Genomic DNA, 19183 nt, shown 5'->3' on the forward strand with positions numbered 1-19183 from the left:
CCGAGCGCGATAAGCAACTAGATCAGTGGAAATTTCGACATATCTAGAAGGATGGTTTCATAATGTCACCCCAACTGCAAGACACCCTCGGCATGTTCGTCTTTCTCGCTGTCGAACTCTCGGTTCTGTTCATCGGGATCAGTGCACTGGTTGGCGTTCTCCAGCGTCATATTCCCCCGGCCAAAGTGGAAGCGTTGCTCAGCTCCACCGGTACTCGCGGCTATCTCCTCGCCGCAGGTCTTGGGGCAATCACGCCCTTCTGCAGTTGTTCGACCATTCCGATGCTGAAGGTTTTGATCCGAGCGCGCGCCGGGTTCGGTCCGATGATGGTGTTTCTCTTCTCCTCCCCGCTCCTGAACCCGGTTGTTGTCGTTTTGCTGGCGGCCACGTTCGGACTGACTCTCACATCCACCTACGTGATTGCCGCCCTTGCAGTATCGCTGGGTGCCGGATGGCTGATGCATGCGTTCGGTTTCGAGCGGTATATCCGTCGCACAGCAACGAAAGAGACCGGCGGATGTGGCTCGTCGCAAAGCCAGTGTGGTGCTGCACCGGCCGTACCGGATTGCGGAAGTCCGAAAACCGATAGCTGCGGCTCTCGGTCGGAAAGCGCCTGCGGCGACACCGCAATCAAGATCACTCCTGCGTCCGGCAGCTGCTGTGACAGCCAGTCTTCCGTCCGAACGAAGGAGACGGGAAAATACAGCGGTGTGTGGCGGGATGCATGGATCGACTTCGTCGACGTGTTACCCTATCTGCTCGTCGGCATTGCGCTCGGCAGCTTGATCTACGGATTCATGCCGACCGCTCTGCTTGAGCAGTATGCCGGTCCGGACAATCCGTTCGCTATTCCTGTTGCCGCCGTCATTGGCGTGCCGCTGTATATCCGCGCAGAGGCGGTCATACCGCTCGCCGGGGCTCTTATGGCGAAAGGAGTGGGCGCAGGGACCGTCCTTGCACTGATCATCGGAAGCGCCGGGGCCAGTTTGACCGAACTCATCCTGCTGCGCTCCCTCTTCACGATGAAGCTTCTCGTGGCATTCGTCGGGGTCATCTTCGCCATGGCGATGATCGCAGGCTACGCGACCTACCTGTTTTTCTGACTTAGATCAGAGATGATTAAGTCCTCAAACCACTTGGATACCTTTCGCAGTCTTGGCCTTTTCTCTCCCGGCCAAGGCCAAGACTGCCGCCGGATGACAGGGGGCAGTTAGCGATGCGACGGAGACGGCGTTTGACGCTGACTTTAGATAGTCGATCGGGTATGCCTTCCCGGCTGGGATCACGCATTCCCCTTGTGTCGCTCATCCACACACTCGCCGTTGCCGAATATCTGAACTTCCGTCACGCTGCTAACGCGCTGGGTGTCAGCGTTTCGACTGTCAGCACCCGTGTGAAAACCTTAGAGGAAGACCTAGGCATCCTTCTGTTCGAGCGTCACGCACGCGGCGTCCGGCTAACCGATGCAGGTCATCGCTTTATCGAGCAAGTATCAGCGGGCGTCGATCAACTCGACCATGCGGTGAAGACCGCCGGCTTGGCCGCCTCGGGCGAGTGCGGTCGCCTGCGTCTCGGCATCCACGCCCTTATCCCGCGCAGCTTCCTCGCGGAACTCATCGCACAATATCGGGAGACCCATCCGGGCATCGCAGTCGAGATCACCGAAAGCACGGCCCGCGATGCGGTGATCCAGCTTCGCTCCGACCTTCTGGACCTGGCGTTCGTCGCCGGCCCGGCCGAGTTGCCCGATTTCCATTCCCGGCGCATTTGGACCGAGCCGCTGGTGGCGGTGCTGCCGGAACGGCATCCGCTCGCTGGGCAGTCGACCGTCACATGGCCTGATCTGGCGGGAGAGACCTTTCTCGTGCGCTATGACAGCACCGGCCCGCAGGTCCACGACCATATCATCCTGCGCCTCGCCGGGCGCTTGCCGCCGCCCTCGATTCAGCGCTTCGGTGTGGGGCGCGGCACGCTGCTGTCCATGGTCGAGCAGGGTTTCGGCATCACCATCGTCGGGGCCGCCACCGCGTTGCTGCCGACGACCGGCCTCGTCTTCCTGCCGTTCGCCGACGAGCCGGAGCCGGTTTCGTTCTCGGCCATCTGGTCGCCGTTCAACCAAAGCCCGGCCATCCGCAACATGCTGGTCCTCGCGGGCAAGCTGGGACGCATCTGCGATTCGGCTCCGGGTGGCATCCAGAATGAGCCGCGCGAGCGCCCGCAATGACGTGACCCGTCCTATTTGCCGCCGATAGTATCCGGCAGCCCTCCCGTATCCGTTTTCCTGTTGCCTGTAGTGGATTTGCCTATTCTCTGATCGGCTCCGTCTCTTTGTCCGACTGGAGCCCGTATGCGCGGAGGCCGAATCCTTTGGGGTCAGATTGCTATCGTCTTCACCATCGTTCTGGTGATGACCTGGGCGGCGACGCAATGGGTCGCCTTTCGCCTCGGCTTCCAGCCGCAGCTTGGAGCACCGTGGTTCGAGCTGGCGGGTCTGCCGGTCTATTACCCGCCAGCCTTCTTCTGGTGGTGGTTTTCCTTCGACGCCTATGCGCCCGCGATCTTCGTCGAAGGTGCGATCATCGCCGCGTCCGGCGGCTTCATTGCCATCGCCGCCGCCATCTTTATGTCGATCATCCGCGCGCGGGAGGCGAAGAACGTCGCCACCTACGGATCAGCGCGATGGGCGGAGGACAAGGAAATCCGCGCGGCCGGATTGCTCGGCCCCGATGGCGTCCTGCTCGGCCGCTACGAACGCGACTATCTGCGCCACGACGGTCCCGAGCATGTCCTTTGCTTCGCCCCGACGCGCAGCGGCAAGGGCGTCGGCCTCGTGGTGCCCACGCTCCTGACCTGGCCGGGAAGCTGCATCGTCCACGACATAAAGGGGGAGAACTGGACGCTGACAGCCGGCTTTCGCGCAAAGCACGGCCGCGTCCTGCTGTTCGATCCGACCAACGCGAAGTCGTCGGCCTACAATCCGTTGCTGGAGGTGCGACAGGGCGAGTGGGAAGTCAGGGACGTGCAGAATATCGCGGATATTCTGGTCGATCCCGAAGGCAGCCTCGACAAAAGAAACCATTGGGAAAAGACCTCCCATTCCCTGCTTGTCGGCGCGATCCTGCATGTTCTCTATGCCGAGAAGGACAAGACGTTGGCGGGCGTCGCCAGCTTCCTGTCCGATCCGCGCCGCCCGGTCGAGGCGACCTTGCGCGCGATGATGGACACGCCGCATCTTGGGCCGAGCGGCGTTCATCCCGTCATCGCATCGTCGGCGCGGGAGCTGTTGAACAAATCCGAGAACGAACGGTCGGGCGTGCTCTCCACCGCCATGTCGTTTCTCGGCCTCTACCGCGATCCCGTGGTGGCGCGTGTGACGGCGCGCTGCGACTGGCGCATTGCCGATCTGGTCGAAAGCAAGGAGCCGGTCAGCCTCTACCTCGTTGTGCCGCCATCCGACATCAACCGCACCAAACCGCTCATCCGCCTGATCCTCAACCAGATCGGCCGCCGGCTGACCGAGGACTTGAACACCTCCGGCAAGCGCCACCGCCTGCTGTTGATGCTGGACGAGTTTCCGGCGCTCGGCCGGCTCGACTTCTTTGAGAGCGCCCTGGCGTTCATGGCCGGCTACGGCCTCAAATCCTTCCTGATCGCGCAGAGCCTCAACCAGATCGAGCGCGCCTACGGCCAGAACAATTCGATCCTCGACAACTGCCATGTCCGCGTCAGCTTCGCCACCAATGACGAACGGACGGCCAAGCGGGTGAGCGACGCTCTCGGCACCGCGACCGAGTTGCGCGATTCCACCAACTATGCCGGCCATCGCCTCGCGCCCTGGCTCGGGCATCTCATGGTGTCCCGGCAGGAGACGGCTCGGCCATTGATGACGCCGGGCGAGATCATGCAGCTTCCGCCCACCGATGAAATCGTCATGGTCGCGGGCACGCCGCCGATCCGCGCCACCAAGGCGCGCTACTTCGAGGATTCGCGGTTCACTGAACGCCTCCTGACCCCACCCGATCCGGCGGCCGGTCCCGCCACGAACCCGTCATCCGATGATTGGTCGAGCCGGTTGGTCGCGCAGAAGGGCGATGCCCAGTCCATGGCTAGCGGAACGGAAGGCGATCCGGCCAATGCCGGCATCCGCCGTGAACCGGAATTGCCCGAGCATGAGGAAATCGTTCCGCCGCCGTCTCCGGCGCGGGAGTTCGACATCCTTGACGACGAACCGGACCTGGACGCGGCCAAAGCCCGCGCCCTGCGTCAGCGCATGCGCGCGGTCGCCCGGCAGGCGTCGATGAACCCCGATGACGGGATCGAGCTTTGAGGAACCCTCCCATGGCCACACGAACCCGCATGAACGTCTATTTCGATCCCGAATTGCTGCAACAGGTCGAGATGCTGGCGCTGCGCCGCAATGTCTCCAAATCCGCCATCGTGGAGGCGTCCGTCGCTTCCTTCCTGTCCGGCGACGCAGCGGATCGGCTGGAGGCGGCCATGACGCGCCGCCTGGACAGGCTCGGCCGACAGATGGACGGGCTCGACGAAGATCTCGCCGTGCTCGGCGAGACGCTTTCGCTGTTCGTCCAGTTCTGGTTGACGATCACGCCGCCGATCTCCGACACCGGGCAATCGTCCGCCCGCGCGAAAGGCGTGGAACGGTTCGAGGGCTTCATTCAGACCCTCGGCAAGCGCCTCGCCACCGGAGACAGGTTCCTCAAGGAGCTGTCGCGCGATGTCGATTCGCTTGGGGACAGTCCCGCGCAGCGGCCGTCCGACCCCGATAGCGACCGACCCTGAATTTTCAAACCGTCCTATTTGCCGCCGATCACCGCCGGTGGCCGCACGCGCGTAAATAGTTGTTGAGTCGGCCAAAAATCAGGTTCTTTTAATCGACCCCGATGCGGGGACCGACTGTCGTGCGCCCCGTCGAAAGCGGGGCCGACATGACTGCCACACATCACAGACCGGAGGCGATCCAGCGCGGCGCGCGGATGCTGCGCACGGCGCTCGGCCCGGCCATTGCCCGGTTTCTGGAAGACCCGGCCGTGGTCGAGGTCATGCTGAACCCGGATGGCCGCATCTGGATCGACCGGCTGTCCGAAGGATTGGCGGATACGGGCGAAACGATGCCGCCGGCCGATGGCGAGCGCATCGTGCGCCTGGTCGCACACCATGTCGGCGTCGAGGTTCATGCCCGCAGTCCCCGCGTTTCGGCCGAGCTTCCCGAGAGCGGCGAACGCTTTGAAGGCTTGCTTCCCCCGGTGGTTTCCTCGCCGGCCTTCGCCATCCGCAAGCCCGCCGTCGCGGTGTTCACGCTCGACGACTATGTGTCCGCCGGCATCATGTCCGCCGATCAGGCGGAAACGCTACGCGCGGCCGTCGCATCCCGCGCCAACATCCTCGTGGCGGGCGGCACCAGCACCGGCAAGACCACACTGACCAACGCGCTTCTGGCCGAAGTCGCCAAGGGCGCGGATCGTGTCGTCATCATCGAGGACACTCGCGAGCTGCAATGCGCCGCGCCCAACCTTGTCGCTATGCGGACGAAAGACGGCGTGGCGACGCTTTCCGATCTGGTCCGTTCCTCGCTGCGCCTGCGCCCCGACCGCATCCCCATCGGCGAGGTGCGCGGATCGGAAGCCCTCGATCTGCTCAAAGCATGGGGCACGGGCCACCCGGGCGGGATTGGCACCATCCACGCAGGCACCGGCATTGGCGCGCTGCGCCGGCTTGAACAGCTCATTCAAGAGGCTGTCGTCACCGTCCCGCGCGCCCTGATCGCGGAAACCATTGACCTTGTTGCCGTCCTTTCCGGGCGCGGTTCCGCGCGCCGGCTGGCCGAACTCGCCCGCGTCGAAGGGCTGGGGCCGGACGGCGACTACCGCATCACGCATCTCAGCCCCTTGGCAACCCCCACCAGAACTGGAGACCCCGAATGATCCGTCATACCATGCGCATCCGCCGCCACGTCGCCACGGCCGCGACCTTCACCTATGTCGGCCTCTTCATGGCTCCGGCCGCCCATGCCTCGGGATCGTCGATGCCGTGGGAAGCGCCGCTCCAATCCATCCTCGAATCCATCGAGGGGCCGGTCGCCAAGATCATCGCCGTCATCATCATCATCGTGACCGGCCTGACGCTGGCCTTCGGCGACACCAGCGGCGGTTTCCGTCGCCTGATCCAGATCGTGTTCGGCCTGTCCATCGCGTTCGCCGCATCGAGCTTCTTCCTGTCGTTCTTCTCGTTCGGCGGCGGGGCGCTCGTCTGATGGCGGGCGGTCTCGAACAACTGGACGCGGTGCCGGGATTCTCGATCCCGGTCCACCGGGCGTTGACCGAGCATATCCTGCTCGGCGGCGCTCCGAGAAGCATCGCCATCATGAACGGGACGCTTGCCGGGGCCGTGGGTCTCGGCCTGCGCCTCTGGCTGGTCGGCATCGCCATATGGGCCATCGGGCATTTCGCGGCGGTATGGGCGGCGAAGCGCGATCCCCAATTCGTCGAAGTCGGGCGGCGGCATCTGCGCATCCCGGCTTTTCTGGCGGTCTGAGGGGAGCCCATCCATGATGAACCTTGCCGAATACCGCCGCACCGCCGCGCGCCTCGCCGACTATCTGCCCTGGGCGGCGCTGGTCGGTCAGGGTGTCGTGCTCAACAAAGACGGATCGTTCCAGCGCACCGCGAAGTTTCGCGGTCCCGATCTGGATTCCGCCGTCGCCGCCGAGCTAGTCGCCGTCGCCGGTCGCATCAACAACGCCGTGCGCCGTCTCGGCTCCGGCTGGAGCATCTTCGTTGAGGCGCAGCGCAGCGAGGCCGCGACCTATCCCGACAGCGCCTTTCCCGACGCCGCCTCGGCGCTGGTCGATGCAGAGCGCAAAGCGGGTTTCGAAGAAGCCGGCACGCATTTCGTGTCCGGCTATTTCCTGACCTTCCTCTGGCTGCCCCCGGCCGAGGAAGCCGCCCGCGCGGAAAGCTGGCTCTACGAGGGTCGCGAGCAATCCGGCGTGAACCCGTGGGAGGTCCTGCGCGCCTTCATCGATCGCACCGATCGCGTGCTGGCGCTGCTCGACGGATTCATGCCGGAGTGCCGCTGGCTCGATGACGGGGAGACGCTGACCTACCTCCATTCGACCATATCGACCAATCGCCACCGTGTGCGCGTGCCCGAGGTGCCCATGCACCTCGACGCGCTGCTGGCCGATCAGCCCTTGACGGGCGGGCTGGAGCCGCGCCTTGGCGACGCGCATCTGCGCGTCCTGACCATCGTAGGTTTCCCGACCGCGACGACGCCTGGCCTGCTCGACGAGATGAACCGGCTGCCGTTCCCCTACAGGTGGAGCACGCGCGCGATCCTGCTGGACAAAGTGGACGCCACAAAGCTCCTGACCCGCATCCGCCGCCAATGGTTCGCCAAGCGCAAGAGCGTCGCCGCGATTCTGAAAGAGGTGATGACCAACGAGGCGTCCGCCCTTGTGGACACTGACGCCGCGAACAAGGCGCTCGACGCCGACATGGCGTTGCAGGAGCTTGGGGCGGACGTGGCGGGCATGGCCTACGTCACAGCGACCGTCACCGTATGGGATGCCGACCCGCGCCTTGCCGACGAGAAGCTGCGCCTGGTCGAGAAGATCGTTCAGGGCCGCGACTTCACCGCCATGCCCGAGAGCGTCAACGCGGTTGACGCATGGCTCGGCAGCCTGCCCGGACACGCCTACGCGAATGTCAGGCAATCGCCCATCAGCACTTTGAATCTCGCCCACATGATCCCGCTTTCGGCGGTGTGGGCGGGGCCGGAACGGGACGAGCATTTCGGTGCGCCCCCTTTGCTCTTTGGAAAGACCGAAGGCTCAACCCCGTTCCGGTTGTCTTTGCATGTCGGCGACGTAGGGCACACCCTTGTCGTCGGCCCCACGGGCGCGGGCAAGAGCGTGCTGCTCGCCCTCATGGCGCTCCAGTTCCGCCGCTACGAGGCCAGCCAAGTCTTCGCCTTCGACTTCGGCGGCAGCATCCGCGCCGCGTCGCTCGCCATGGGCGGCGACTGGCATGACCTTGGCGGCGGGCTGACAGAAGGGGCCGAGGCGTCCGTCTCGCTCCAGCCGCTGGCCCGCATCCACGACACCTATGAACGCGCATGGGCGGCGGACTGGATTGCCACCATCCTCATGCGCGAAGGCATCGCCATCACGCCCGAGGTCAAAGAGTATCTTTGGACGGCGCTGACTTCGCTCGCCTCCGCGCCGGTCGAAGAACGCACGATCACCGGCCTTGCGGTGCTGTTGCAATCCAACGATCTGAAACAGGCGCTCCGGCCGTTCTGCGTCGGCGGTGCCTATGGCCGGTTGCTCGACGCCGAGACAGAGCATTTGGGATCGGCGGACGTGCAGGCGTTCGAGATCGAAGGGCTGGTCGGCACCGGCGCGGCCCCGGCCGTTCTGTCCTACCTGTTCCATCGCATCGGCGACCGGCTCGACGGCCGCCCCACGCTGCTCATCATCGATGAAGGCTGGCTTGCGCTCGACGACGAGGGATTCGCCGGCCAGCTCCGCGAATGGCTGAAGACGCTGCGCAAGAAGAACGCCAGCGTCATCTTCGCCACGCAAAGCCTGTCCGACATCGACGGCAGCAACATCGCGCCCGCTATCATCGAGAGCTGCCCGACGCGGCTCCTGCTGCCGAACGAGCGCGCCATCGAGCCGCAGATCGCGGCCATCTATCGCCGCTTCGGCCTCAATGACAGGCAGATCGAAATCCTCGCAAGGGCCACGCCCAAGCGGGATTATTACTGCCAAAGCCGCAGGGGCAACCGCCTGTTCGAGCTGGGCCTGTCCGAAGTCGGCCTCGCCCTCTGCGCCGCATCCGCCAAATCCGACCAGACCCTCATTGCGCAGATCGTTGCGGAGCACGGCCGCGATGGTTTCCTCGCCGCATGGCTGCGCGAGCGCGGCGTCGAGTGGGCGGTCGAGCTGATCCCCAACCTCACCAATCTTGCCGACCGGCCGGAATCCGCCGCGCCGGCCCGACTCGATACCCCACAGGAGATTCTTCCATGACCTATTCCAAGTTTGTCGGGGCCTCGGCCCTTGCGCTGGCGCTCGCCATTCCGGTCGCGCTTTCGCCCATGCTGGCAAGCCCGGCCCATGCGCAATGGATCGTCTATGATCCGACCAACTACGCGCAGAACGTGCTCACGGCCGCGCGCACGCTGGAGCAGATTAACAACCAGATCACCTCGCTCCAGAACGAGGCCCAGATGCTCATCAATCAGGCCCGCAATCTGGCGAGCTTGCCATATTCCTCGCTCCAGCAGATTCAACAGAACGTCAGCCGCACGCAGCAGCTTCTCAGCGACGCGCAGAACATCGCGTTCGACGTGCAGAACATCGACCAGGCGTTCCAGAGCCAATACGGCAATGTGTCGCTGTCGGCGACCGACGCCCAGCTTGTCGCCGATGCGCGCGACCGTTGGCAAAACACGGTCGGCGGCTTGCAGGACGCCATGAAGGTGCAAGCCGGTGTCGTCGGCAATATCGACAGCAACCGCGCCGAGATGGCCGCGCTCGTCGGCCGGAGCCAGGGTGCGACCGGCGCATTGCAGGCCACGCAGGCCGGCAATCAGATCCTCGCCCTCCAGTCGCAGCAGCTTTCCGACCTGATCGCCATGCTCGCCGCCAACGGCCGGTCGGAAGCGCTGATCGAGGCCGAGCGTGCGACGGCCGCCGAACAGGGCCGTGTCCAGCGCGAGCGCTTCCTGACCCCCGGCAGCGGCTACCAGCCGGGCAACGCGCAGATGTTCAACGGCAACAACTGACCACGGGAGGGGCCGCCCATGGACGGCAAGATGCTGGCCCGGCTCGGGGCCGTCGTATTCGTCGCCATGGCCATCGCGGCCACGGTGATCGAGATGACCCGCAAGGACGATCCCGCGCCGGCCAGCACCGCACCGGCGCTGCAACCGCCGGCCGATCCGCTCCGCGCGACGCTTCGCCGGTGCCAGCAGCTTGGGGAAGCGGCGACGAGCGATCCGGTCTGCCTTTCCGCATGGGCCGAGAGCCGCGACCGCTTTCTTGGCCGGACGCCCGCCCAGACCGCTCCGCGACAGAACGAGGAACAGTGATCCATGGGCGGAACCGGCGTCATCGACTCGTTTCTTGGGGTCTTCACCAGCTACATAGATTCCGGCTTCGGCCTGCTCGGTGGGGAAGTGGCGTTTATCGCCACCACCCTGATCGTCATCGACGTGACGCTGGCGGCGCTCTTCTGGGCCTGGGGCGCGGATGACGACATTATCGCAAGGCTGGTCAAGAAGACCCTGTTCGTCGGTGTCTTCGCCTACGTCATCGGCAACTGGAACAACCTCGCCCGCATCGTCTTCGACTCATTCGCCGGTCTCGGTCTCATGGCGTCGGGCACGGGCTTTTCCGCTGCCGACCTCATGCGGCCAGGCCGGGTGGCACAGACCGGCCTCGATGCCGGCCGACCATTGCTCGATTCCATTTCCGACCTGATGGGCTACTGGTCGTTTTTCGAGAACTTCATCCAGATCGCCTGCCTGCTGTTCGCCTGGGCGCTGGTGATCCTCGCCTTCTTCATCCTCGCCGTGCAGCTCTTCGTCACGCTGATCGAGTTCAAGCTGACCACGCTGGCCGGCTTCGTGCTGATCCCCTTTGGCCTGTTCGGCAAGACCGCCTTCATGGCCGAGCGTGTGCTTGGCAACGTAATCTCTTCCGGCATCAAGGTTCTGGTGTTGGCCGTCATCATCGGCATCGGCTCAACCTTGTTTTCGCAGTTCACCGCCGGCTTCGGCGGCGTCACCCCCACGATCGACGATGCCATGGCGATTGTGCTCGCGGCCCTGTCGCTGCTCGGCCTCGGCATCTTCGGACCCGGCATCGCCACCGGCCTTGTCTCGGGCGGCCCCCAGCTCGGCGCGGGCGCGGCCGTGGGCACCGGCCTCGCCGCCGGCGGCATGGTGCTGGCGGGCGGTGCGGCGGCGGGTGGCGCGGCGATGCTCGGCGCAAAAGGCGGCGCTGCCGCTTTGTCCGGCGGGGCCGCGGCCGTTCGCGGCGGCGCGACGGCCGCAGGAGCCGCTTCCGCAGCCTACAGCCTCGGCTCGCTCGGCCAGTCCGGCGCGGCCGGTGTCGCGTCTGGCCTTGGCGGCGTCGCTCGCGCGGCAGGATCGGCAGCCGTCTCACCCTTGAAACGCGCTGCCTCCCGCGCGTCCGAAAGCGTCAAGTCCAGTTTCTCCGAAGGCGCGAAGGCTGGCTTCGGTGCGAGTGGCGGCGCGTCCACCATGGGCACGGCCGGAGGCGCGGCGGAAGCATCCGCCCCGGCCGCGTCCGCCTCGGCCACAGGCGCACCGCCTGCCTGGGCGCAGCGGATGCGCCGCTCGCAGGCCATGAACCACGGCACGACCATGGCCGCACACGCCGTCCGCTCCGGCGACAGCCATGGCCCCGGTTCTTCCGTCAACCTTTCCGAAAGTGACTGCTCATGAGCATCTTCAAACGACCCGCAGCCCATTACGGCAAGACGCCGGAACCCGAGACCCCGTATCAGAAGGCCGCGCAGGTCTGGGATGAGCGCATCGGCTCGGCCCGCGTGCAGGCGCGAAACTGGCGCTACATGGCGTTCGGTTCCCTGATCCTGTCGGCGGGCTTCGCCTCGGCGCTGGTGTGGCAGTCGGCGCGCGGGACCGTGGTGCCCTGGGTGGTGCAGGTCGATGCGCTCGGCGAAGCCCAGACCGTCGCACCGGCGAACGCCGACTATCGCCCGACCGATCCGCAGATCGCTTTCCATCTCGGCCGCTTCATCGAGCAGGTCCGCGCGATCCCGGCCGATGCGATCATCGTCCGCCAGAACTGGCTTCGCGCCTACGAGTTCACCACCGACCGGGGCGCTGCGGCTCTGAACGACTATGCCCGCGCCAACGATCCGTTCACCCGTGTCGGCCGCCAACAGATCGCCGTCGATGTGTCCAGCGTCATCCGGGCATCGCCCGGATCGTTCCGGGTCGCCTGGACCGAGCGCCACTACGAAAACGGCCAGCTTTCCGGCACCGAGCGATGGACCGCGATCCTGACCATCGTGATCCAGCCGCCGCGCACCGCCGAGAGGCTGCGCGCCAATCCGCTCGGCATCTATGTCAATGCGATTTCATGGTCGCGGGAGATGAGCCAATGACCCGCACGTCTTTCTGCAAAGCCGGCTTTCCGGTTTTCCGCAAACCCGCACTGGCGGCGTTGCTGCTTTCCGCGACCGTGCTGGCCGGCTGCGCCACCAACCGGACGCCGCAATTCTCCTATGACGACGCCGTGCCGCCGCTGCCGACGCCGCCTGCCGCTTCGGCAGAGGACACGCCCCGGCCGCTGCATGTTCCGCCCGCCTGGACCGTCGCGCGCGGCGGCGAGAGGGCGGGCACACCGACCGGCCGCGTCGAGAACGCCAACGCCGCCGCCCGCGTCGAGCCGCGCCGCGAAGGCTACTACAACGCCATCCAGATATACCCGTGGTCGGAAGGCGCGCTCTATCAGGTCTATGCCGCCCCCGGTCAAATCACCAATATCGCGCTGGAGCCGGGTGAAAACCTGACCGGCGCAGGACCGATTGCGGCCGGCGACACCGCCCGCTGGATCATCGGCGATACCGAGAGCGGCAGCGGCGCCAACCGGCGCGTCCATATCCTCGTGAAACCGACCCGCGACGACATCTCGACCAACCTTGTCGTGACCACCGACCGGCGAACCTACATGATGGAGCTGCGCGCGCGGGAAGCGCTCTACATGCCCGCCGTCGCCTGGGCCTATCCCGCGCCGCCGGCAGGCCAGCGCCGGGCCGTCCCGTCCGCGCCGGTCATCCCTGCCGAGGCGGCGCGGAACTATCGCTATGGATTGCAGGTGCAGGGCGACAGCCCGCCATGGCGGCCGGTTTCCGTCTTCGACGATGGCCGGCGCGTCTATGTCGTCTTCCCGCGCGGGATCGTGCAGGGCGAAATGCCGCCGATCTTCGTGCTCGGGTCGGACGGCGAGCCGCAGATCGTCAATTCCCGCATCTACCGGAACGTCCTGATCGTGGACCGTCTGTTTGGCGCGGCCGAACTGCGCCTTGGCAGCGGCAACCGCCAGCAGGTCGTCAGGATCGTCCGTATCGAGCAACGACAGGCCGCCGCTCAGCCCGCAGCCACCGGAGACTCGCCGTCATGACAGACAACCCGATCACCGACACCACAGCGCCCATGCGGCTGCGCGCAGAACCGCCGCGCGTCACCCGCCTGTCCCGCAAGATGCTGGCAGGCATTGGCGCGGTCGCGCTTCTCGGCATCGGCGGCGCGCTGATCTACGCGCTCCAGACCCGCGAGGCCGGACCGGGCGGCGAAGAACTCTATTCGACAGAAAACCGGCCCACGGCGGACGGACTCACGGGCTTGCCCTCCGACTACACCGGCCCGGTCCTCGGCCCCGCGCTGCCCGGCGACCTTGGCCGTCCGATCCTCGACGCCGAGAGGCGGGGCCAGCCGGTCGCAACGCCTGCGATCACAGCGCCCGCGGTCGATCCCGAGGAAGAACGCCGCCGCGCCGAGGAAGAAGCCGCGCGCCTGAGCAGCGTGTTCTTCCAGACCGGACCGCGCACAGGAACACCAGCCGGGACGGCCATGCCCGGCCTGGCCGGTCTCGGCGGGCAACCGGAGGGAGCGGCCGGTCAGAACCGCCATGCCGCCTTCCTGGGCGGCCCGGTGGACCGCCAGACCGTCGCGCCGGATCGCGTCACGCCGCCGGCCTCGCCCTATATCCTGCAGGCCGGGGCCGTGATCCCGGCCGCGCTCATCACCGGCATCCGTTCCGACCTTCCGGGCCAGATCACAGCGCAGGTGACGGAGAACGTCTATGACAGCCCGACCGGCTCGCTGCTCCTGATTCCGCAGGGCACCCGCATCATCGGCCAATATGATGACGGCGTGACCTTCGGCCAGCGCAGGGTGCTCTTGGTGTGGAATCGCCTGATCCTGCCGGGCGGCCGCTCCATCGTCCTTGAGCGCCTGCCGGGCGCGGACGCATCGGGCTATGCCGGCCTTGAGGATGGCGTCGATTATCATTGGTGGGATCTGATGAAGGCCGCAGGACTATCCACGCTGCTCGCAGTCGGCACGGAGCTCGCGACCAGCGACGAGGACCGGCTGATCCGCGCCATCCGCGACGGGGCGCAAGATACCGTCAATCAGGCAGGCCAGCAGATCGTCCAGCGCCAGTTGCAGGTCGCGCCCACGCTGACCATCCGGCCCGGCTTCCCGGTCAGGATAATCGTCACCCGCGATTTGATATTCGAGCCGGCAGGAGGTTGACCATGACCAAGCTGAAACTCGGCCCGCTGCCCGACGACAAGCCCGTAAAGGTGACCCTGGAGCTGCCCGCGCCGCTCCACCGCGATCTGGTCGCCTATGCCGAGGTGCTGGGGCGCGAGACGGGGCAAGCCGTTGCCGATCCCGTCAGGCTGATCGTGCCCATGCTGGAGCGGTTCATCGCCACGGACCGCGGCTTCGCAAAGGCGCGGCGGGGGGGGAAGTGGTCCAGTGGGATAAATGGCAACTGAGCGGCACGAAGCCGACATTGCCCGCACTCAGGCACGGGCGCTCGAAGCGTCGATCTCGGCTGTGAGTTGCCGGCACTTGGCGCTGGCCCATTCGTGCGCATCGGCGCCGAACAGGAGCCGTCGCGCTGGGTCGGGAGAGGACGCTTCAGAGACGATCAGGGCGGAAAGCGCCGCCGGATCGTTCTGCTGCGCGCCGTTCGCTTCTGCGATGAAGGTTCGGAAACCGGCCACCGCCTCGGCATAGTCGGCAATGTCCATATCCCCCTGCCGTGCAGTGGACGGATCAAGGAAGTTTGTGCGCATCATCCCCGGCTCCACGATGAGTGATCGGACGCCAAGCGGCGCGATTTCTTCGGCGAGGCCCTCCATCCAGCCTTCGAGCGCGAACTTGGACGCCGAGTAGACCGATCCACCGGGGTTCGAGACCAAGCCGTTCACCGAGGAGATCGTGACCACGAGGCCCGAGCGCTGACGGCGCATCGTCGGCAGCACCGCGCGCGCCACGTTCATCGCCCCGAAGAGGTTGATCTCGAACTGCCGGCGCACGTCCTCCTCCGGGATCGTCTCGAACCATCATCCAAGCTGGGCGCGGCCGGCGTTGTTGACCAGGATGTCGATCCGGCCAAACACCTCCATGGCTGCGTCATGTGCTGCCGAAGCCGCCCGGGCATCGGTCACATCGAGCGGTAACACGAGCAGGCTGTCGTCCGGAGCGGAGAGGCTTTCTGCAAGCCCGTCGACGCTTCGGCTGGTTGCCACGACCTTGTCGCCAGCGCGCAGCGCATCGCGAGAGAGCAGATGCCCAAGTCCCCTGCCAGCGCCGGTGATGAACCATACCTTTTCTGTCATTGTCAGCTCCTCTTGTCGTGCCGACGCGATATTAGCGCATCTATGCAGTGGGAGATTAGTACCTCGAAATTTGTCGGACCAAGTAGTATAGCTACTGAATGGACCCGCGTAAGTTCTCGGACCTCGTCATCTTCAATCGCGTTGCCGAAGAGCGCAGCTTCACCGCGGCGGCACGCAGCCTCGGCGTGACCCAGTCCGCCGTCAGCCAGACCGTAAAGCGCCTTGAGGCCGATCTGGGGATCAGGTTGCTGTCACGCTCGACACGCAGCATTGCCCCCACCGCGGCGGGCGAGCGGCTTCTGGCCACACTCGCGCCGGTCATCGCGGAGATTGATGCGGAAATCGACGATCTGGAACAGTTGCGTGAGGAACCGGGCGGACGTCTGCGGGTGACCTGCGGCAAACATGCCGCCGATACGCTCGTCTGGCCGGCCTTCTCGCGACTGATCGCTGCCCATCCCGAGATCGACGGCGAGCTGAGCGTGGAGAACCGGCATGTCGACATCGTTGCCGAGCGGTTCGATGTCGGGATACGGCTGCGCGAAGACTTGGAAATGGACATGGTCGCCGTGCCCGTTGGGCCCCACTTGCGCGCTGTCGTTGTGGGGGCGCCCCGGTATCTCGACAGCTGCGATCCTCCGCACACGCCGCGTGACGTGTCGGCCCACCGCTGCATCGGTTTCAGAAACGCGGGTGGCACCCTGTCGCCGTGGTCGTTTGAGAAAGACGGACATGCGGAGACGGTAAAAGTGTCGCCGTCCCTGATCGTCAATGACGGCGACGCACTCGTAGGGGCTGCCAGCGCGGGGATGGGTCTGGCCTACATGCTCGAAGATCTCGCCGCGCCCTTTCTGAACGACGGGCTGCTCGTCGAGGTCCTTGCCGATTGGTGTCCGCCGTTTCCGGGCTATCACGCCTTCTATTCGAGCCGGCGCCATCCGACCCGTGCTTTCACTCTCTTCCTGGAGAGTTTGCGGGCGGAGACCAGCGCGACAACCAGCAAGTAAGGCGCAACGGGCTCTGCGCCGACACTAGTAACAGGGGTGCCGTCAACGCATCGACGCAAATGCGGCACGCTACAGGCCGCCGATCCCCCTCCATGCTTCGCCTATTCCGGGCTTCCAGCCCCCGGAAAATCCCGCGAACCACGGAGGATTCCATGTCCACGAAACACCGCCACGGCAGCAGGGGCCGCCCACGGCAGCCGGTCCCCAAAACGCTCCCCGACGATCTCTACGACTACGACGACGACCCGACGCCGCGCGTCAGTCCGCCGCGTGGACGCCCGCTCCATCTCTTCGATGTCGAGCGGCTGCCGGTCATCGACGACTGGCCCGAGGACGTGCCGATCACCGAGGCCGAGATTCAGGTGTTCGAGCGCTGGTTCGCCGATGTGTTCGACGAGTTGTTCGGCTCGGTCGATCTGCCCGATGACTTGAAATCGTTATCGTATTATGATAATGAAAAACCCTGAACGATAATCGAGTCTTGCCATGTCCACATTGAAAGTCGGGATCGCCGATCCCGAGGAAATGAAGGCCCGCACCCTTCGGATCGCGCGTGGCGAGGAAAAACCGAAGCCCGGCGAGCCGACGGTCTGGTTCATCTCCACGACATCCTTCGCCAAATTCATGTCAGCGAGCAATTGCGAGATGCTGCGCATCATCTACGAACAGCAGCCAGCCTCGTTGGAAGAGCTGGCGCAGATGACCGGCCGCGCCAAGTCCAACCTGTCCAGAACCCTCAAGGCCATGGTCGGATACGGGCTTGTGCGCATGGAAAAAGGCCGGGGTCTGAGACTGGTCCCGAAGCTCGTTCATGACCGTGTGGAACTGGTCTTGCCTCTGGTCGAGCCTCGCAGGAAAGGAACCCGCAAATGAACGTCCACAATCCCAATGTCGCCCTGCGGGCTGCCCTCTACCTGCGCGTCTCCACCAGCCGGCAGGCCGAACATGACGTGTCGATCCCCGACCAGCGCAGGCAGGGCGAAGCATGGTGCGAAGCGAGGGGCTATCAGCTTGTCGAAACCTTCGTGGAGGCCGGCGCGTCGGCCACCAACGACCGCCGCCCCGAGTTCCAACGAATGATTGAGGCGGGAACGTCGAAGCCCGCGCCCTTCGATATTGTCGTGGTTCACAGTTTCTCGCGCTTCTTCCGCGATCATTTCGAGCTTGAGTTCTATGTCAGGAAGCTGGCGAAGAATGGTATTCGCCTCGTCTCCATCACGCAGGAGATGGGCGACGACCCCATGCACGTCATGATGCGGCAGATCATGGCGCTGTTCGACGAATACCAGTCCAAGGAGAACGCCAAGCATGTCCTGCGCGCCTTAAAGGAAAACGCCCGGCAAGGCTTCTGGAACGGCTCGCTGCCCCCGGTCGGCTATCGCGTCGTCGCAGCCGAGCAGCGCGGCGCGAAGGTCAAGAAGAAGCTGGAAGTCGACCCGCTGCACGCCGACACGATCCGCCTGATCTATCGCCTGGCGCTGGAAGGTGATGGCGATTCCGGTCAGATGGGCGTTAAGGCCATCGTCAAGCATCTGAACGGCAAAGGCATCTTCACCCGTGACGGCGGCCGTTGGGGCGTCGGCCAGGTTCACCGCATCCTGACCCGGCGCACCTATATGGGCGAGCATCAATGGGGCAAGAACCGGAAGAACAAGGCGGACAAGGAAGCCGATGAAATCGTCATCGTGCCGGTACCGCCGATCATCGACCGCGAGACCTTCGAGGCGGTGCAGAAGCTCTTGCAGGCCCGCAACCCCAAGACCGAACTGCCCGCGCGCGTCGTGATCGGTCCCACGCTTCTGACCGGCATCTGCTATTGCGGCAATTGCGGGGGCGCGATGACCATCCGCACCGGCAAGAGCGGCCGCTATCGCTACTATGCCTGCTCGATCCGGGCACGGCAGGGCGAAACCGGCTGCAAGGGGCGCGCGATCCCCATGGACAAGCTCGACACCATGGTTGCCGGTCATATCGAGGAACGCCTGCTTGATCCCGACCGGCTGGAGAAGCTGCTTGGCAGCGTCCTCGGTCGCCGAGAAGATCAGGCCGAGCGCCGCCGCCAGCACATCGCCGAATTGCAGCGCCGGGCTTCCGAATCGGAACTACGCCTCAAGCGTCTCTATGACGCCATCGAGGCCGGGGTTGCCGATCTGGACGACCCGGCGCTGACCGAACGCATCGCCGGCCTAAAGGTCATCCGCGATCAGGCGCGGGCGGACGCCGACCGCGCTCAGACGCTGCTCGACAGCCCCGGTCACAGCGCCGTCAGCCCGGCGATGATCCGGCAATTCTCGCAGATCGCTCGCGACCGTATCCGGGACCGTGAGGGCGGCTATCGGCGGGATCACCTGCGCGCCCTGGCGCAGCGTGTCGAGGTCGCCGACGACGCAATCCGCATCATGGGATCGAAAACGGAACTGCTGAGGACGCTTGCGGGCGGCCAGGTGCGGCAATCGGCGGCGATTGGCGTGCCCAGAGGCGGACTGAAGTGGCGGAGCCGATGGGATTCGAACCCACGAGACCCTTCCGGGCCTACTCCCTTAGCAGGGGAGCGCCTTCGACCACTCGGCCACAGCTCCGTTGACGCGTATAGCCGCCCCCGTGGGAGAGTTACAAGGCAAAATTTCGACTGTTTATCCGATCCCTTGTGCCCGTACCGAAAAAGGTCAAGGCCGCCCCAAACCAGGGGCGGCCAGACCTGTGCACATCCGGTGAAATGCCCTGCGGATCACCTCCGCACGG

19 protein-coding genes, 1 tRNA gene and 2 pseudogenes are annotated in these 19183 nt (G+C 65.3%); 19 read left to right on the top strand and 3 right to left on the bottom strand.

What is annotated here, in order from left to right:
• The first annotated feature begins 62 nt into the window (after positions 1-62).
• From MVC20_RS06210 to MVC20_RS06280, 15 genes are all read left to right on the top strand, one after another.
• On the top strand, positions 63-1103 hold the full coding sequence (locus MVC20_RS06210) for a permease (RefSeq protein ID WP_297539481.1): 1041 nt from the start codon (positions 63-65) through the stop codon (positions 1101-1103).
• 131 nt (positions 1104-1234) lie between these two features.
• Positions 1235-2224: a LysR family transcriptional regulator gene (locus MVC20_RS06215; protein ID WP_233346795.1), complete on the top strand. Its 990-nt coding sequence runs from the start codon at positions 1235-1237 to the stop codon at positions 2222-2224.
• A 123-nt stretch (positions 2225-2347) separates the two neighbouring features.
• Entirely contained in the window at positions 2348-4327 is a 1980-nt protein-coding gene (locus MVC20_RS06220) for a conjugal transfer protein TraG (protein WP_036173421.1), read from the top strand.
• A gap of 11 nt (positions 4328-4338) precedes the next feature.
• Positions 4339-4800: a CopG family transcriptional regulator gene (locus MVC20_RS06225; protein WP_034828596.1), complete on the top strand. Its 462-nt coding sequence runs from the start codon at positions 4339-4341 to the stop codon at positions 4798-4800.
• Between the two features lie 146 nt (positions 4801-4946).
• Complete coding sequence (trbB, locus tag MVC20_RS06230; RefSeq protein WP_034828597.1) at positions 4947-5942, top strand: P-type conjugative transfer ATPase TrbB; 996 nt, start codon at positions 4947-4949, stop codon at positions 5940-5942.
• Positions 5939-6271, top strand: a complete 333-nt coding sequence (locus MVC20_RS06235) for a TrbC/VirB2 family protein (RefSeq protein WP_034828598.1) — start codon at positions 5939-5941, stop codon at positions 6269-6271. Before trbB ends, MVC20_RS06235 begins: the two co-directional genes overlap by 4 nt.
• The gene (locus MVC20_RS06240) at positions 6271-6552 is read left to right on the top strand and encodes a VirB3 family type IV secretion system protein (protein WP_026782251.1); all 282 of its coding nucleotides are present in this window, start codon (positions 6271-6273) and stop codon (positions 6550-6552) included. Before MVC20_RS06235 ends, MVC20_RS06240 begins: the two co-directional genes overlap by 1 nt.
• 13 nt (positions 6553-6565) lie before the next feature.
• The gene (gene trbE, locus MVC20_RS06245) at positions 6566-9052 is read left to right on the top strand and encodes a conjugal transfer protein TrbE (protein WP_034828599.1); all 2487 of its coding nucleotides are present in this window, start codon (positions 6566-6568) and stop codon (positions 9050-9052) included.
• Positions 9049-9810 carry a P-type conjugative transfer protein TrbJ gene (gene trbJ, locus MVC20_RS06250; RefSeq protein WP_034828600.1) on the top strand — a complete coding sequence of 254 codons (762 nt, stop codon included), beginning with the start codon at positions 9049-9051 and terminating at the stop codon, positions 9808-9810. Before trbE ends, trbJ begins: the two co-directional genes overlap by 4 nt.
• A gap of 18 nt (positions 9811-9828) precedes the next feature.
• Complete coding sequence (gene trbK-alt, locus MVC20_RS06255) at positions 9829-10116, top strand: putative entry exclusion protein TrbK-alt (RefSeq protein ID WP_034828601.1); 288 nt, start codon at positions 9829-9831, stop codon at positions 10114-10116.
• A gap of 3 nt (positions 10117-10119) precedes the next feature.
• Positions 10120-11496, top strand: a complete 1377-nt coding sequence (trbL, locus tag MVC20_RS06260; RefSeq protein WP_085816616.1) for a P-type conjugative transfer protein TrbL — start codon at positions 10120-10122, stop codon at positions 11494-11496.
• Positions 11493-12182 carry a conjugal transfer protein TrbF gene (gene trbF / locus MVC20_RS06265; protein WP_034828168.1) on the top strand — a complete coding sequence of 230 codons (690 nt, stop codon included), beginning with the start codon at positions 11493-11495 and terminating at the stop codon, positions 12180-12182. The genes trbL and trbF overlap by 4 nt, the downstream gene beginning before the upstream one ends.
• Positions 12179-13201 carry a P-type conjugative transfer protein TrbG gene (trbG, locus tag MVC20_RS06270; protein ID WP_034828167.1) on the top strand — a complete coding sequence of 341 codons (1023 nt, stop codon included), beginning with the start codon at positions 12179-12181 and terminating at the stop codon, positions 13199-13201. Before trbF ends, trbG begins: the two co-directional genes overlap by 4 nt.
• Positions 13198-14337, top strand: coding sequence for a TrbI/VirB10 family protein (locus tag MVC20_RS06275; protein ID WP_034828166.1), 1140 nt, complete (start codon positions 13198-13200; stop codon positions 14335-14337). Before trbG ends, MVC20_RS06275 begins: the two co-directional genes overlap by 4 nt.
• A gap of 2 nt (positions 14338-14339) precedes the next feature.
• The gene (locus MVC20_RS06280; RefSeq protein ID WP_036173413.1) at positions 14340-14585 is read left to right on the top strand and encodes a DUF2274 domain-containing protein; all 246 of its coding nucleotides are present in this window, start codon (positions 14340-14342) and stop codon (positions 14583-14585) included.
• A gap of 27 nt (positions 14586-14612) precedes the next feature.
• On the opposite strand, the pseudogene MVC20_RS06285 reads toward MVC20_RS06280, so the two are convergent.
• A pseudogene (locus MVC20_RS06285) lies at positions 14613-15434 on the bottom strand (SDR family oxidoreductase).
• Between the two features lie 98 nt (positions 15435-15532).
• Here MVC20_RS06285 and MVC20_RS06290 point away from each other — a divergent pair.
• The 4 genes and pseudogenes from MVC20_RS06290 to MVC20_RS06305 all read left to right on the top strand — a co-directional run.
• Complete coding sequence (locus MVC20_RS06290) at positions 15533-16441, top strand: LysR family transcriptional regulator (RefSeq protein WP_034828162.1); 909 nt, start codon at positions 15533-15535, stop codon at positions 16439-16441.
• Between the two features lie 152 nt (positions 16442-16593).
• Positions 16594-16908, top strand: coding sequence for a hypothetical protein (locus tag MVC20_RS06295; RefSeq protein ID WP_034828160.1), 315 nt, complete (start codon positions 16594-16596; stop codon positions 16906-16908).
• A 19-nt stretch (positions 16909-16927) separates the two neighbouring features.
• A complete protein-coding gene (locus tag MVC20_RS06300) occupies positions 16928-17314 on the top strand; it encodes a MarR family transcriptional regulator (RefSeq protein WP_034828158.1) in 387 nt (128 codons plus the stop codon).
• Positions 17311-18354, top strand: a pseudogene (locus MVC20_RS06305) (recombinase family protein); the annotation flags it as partial. The gene MVC20_RS06300 and the pseudogene MVC20_RS06305, both read left to right, overlap by 4 nt.
• A gap of 273 nt (positions 18355-18627) precedes the next feature.
• On the opposite strand, the gene MVC20_RS06310 reads toward MVC20_RS06305, so the two are convergent.
• Both MVC20_RS06310 and MVC20_RS06315 read right to left on the bottom strand, forming a co-directional pair.
• On the bottom strand, positions 18628-18894 hold the full coding sequence (locus MVC20_RS06310; protein WP_034828152.1) for a hypothetical protein: 267 nt from the start codon (positions 18892-18894) through the stop codon (positions 18628-18630).
• A gap of 36 nt (positions 18895-18930) precedes the next feature.
• A tRNA-Ser gene (locus tag MVC20_RS06315) sits at positions 18931-19020 on the bottom strand.
• Positions 19021-19183 lie beyond the last annotated feature (163 nt).

This window comes from Roseovarius sp. (assembly GCF_027019125.1).
Lineage (GTDB): Bacteria > Pseudomonadota > Alphaproteobacteria > Rhodobacterales > Rhodobacteraceae > Roseovarius.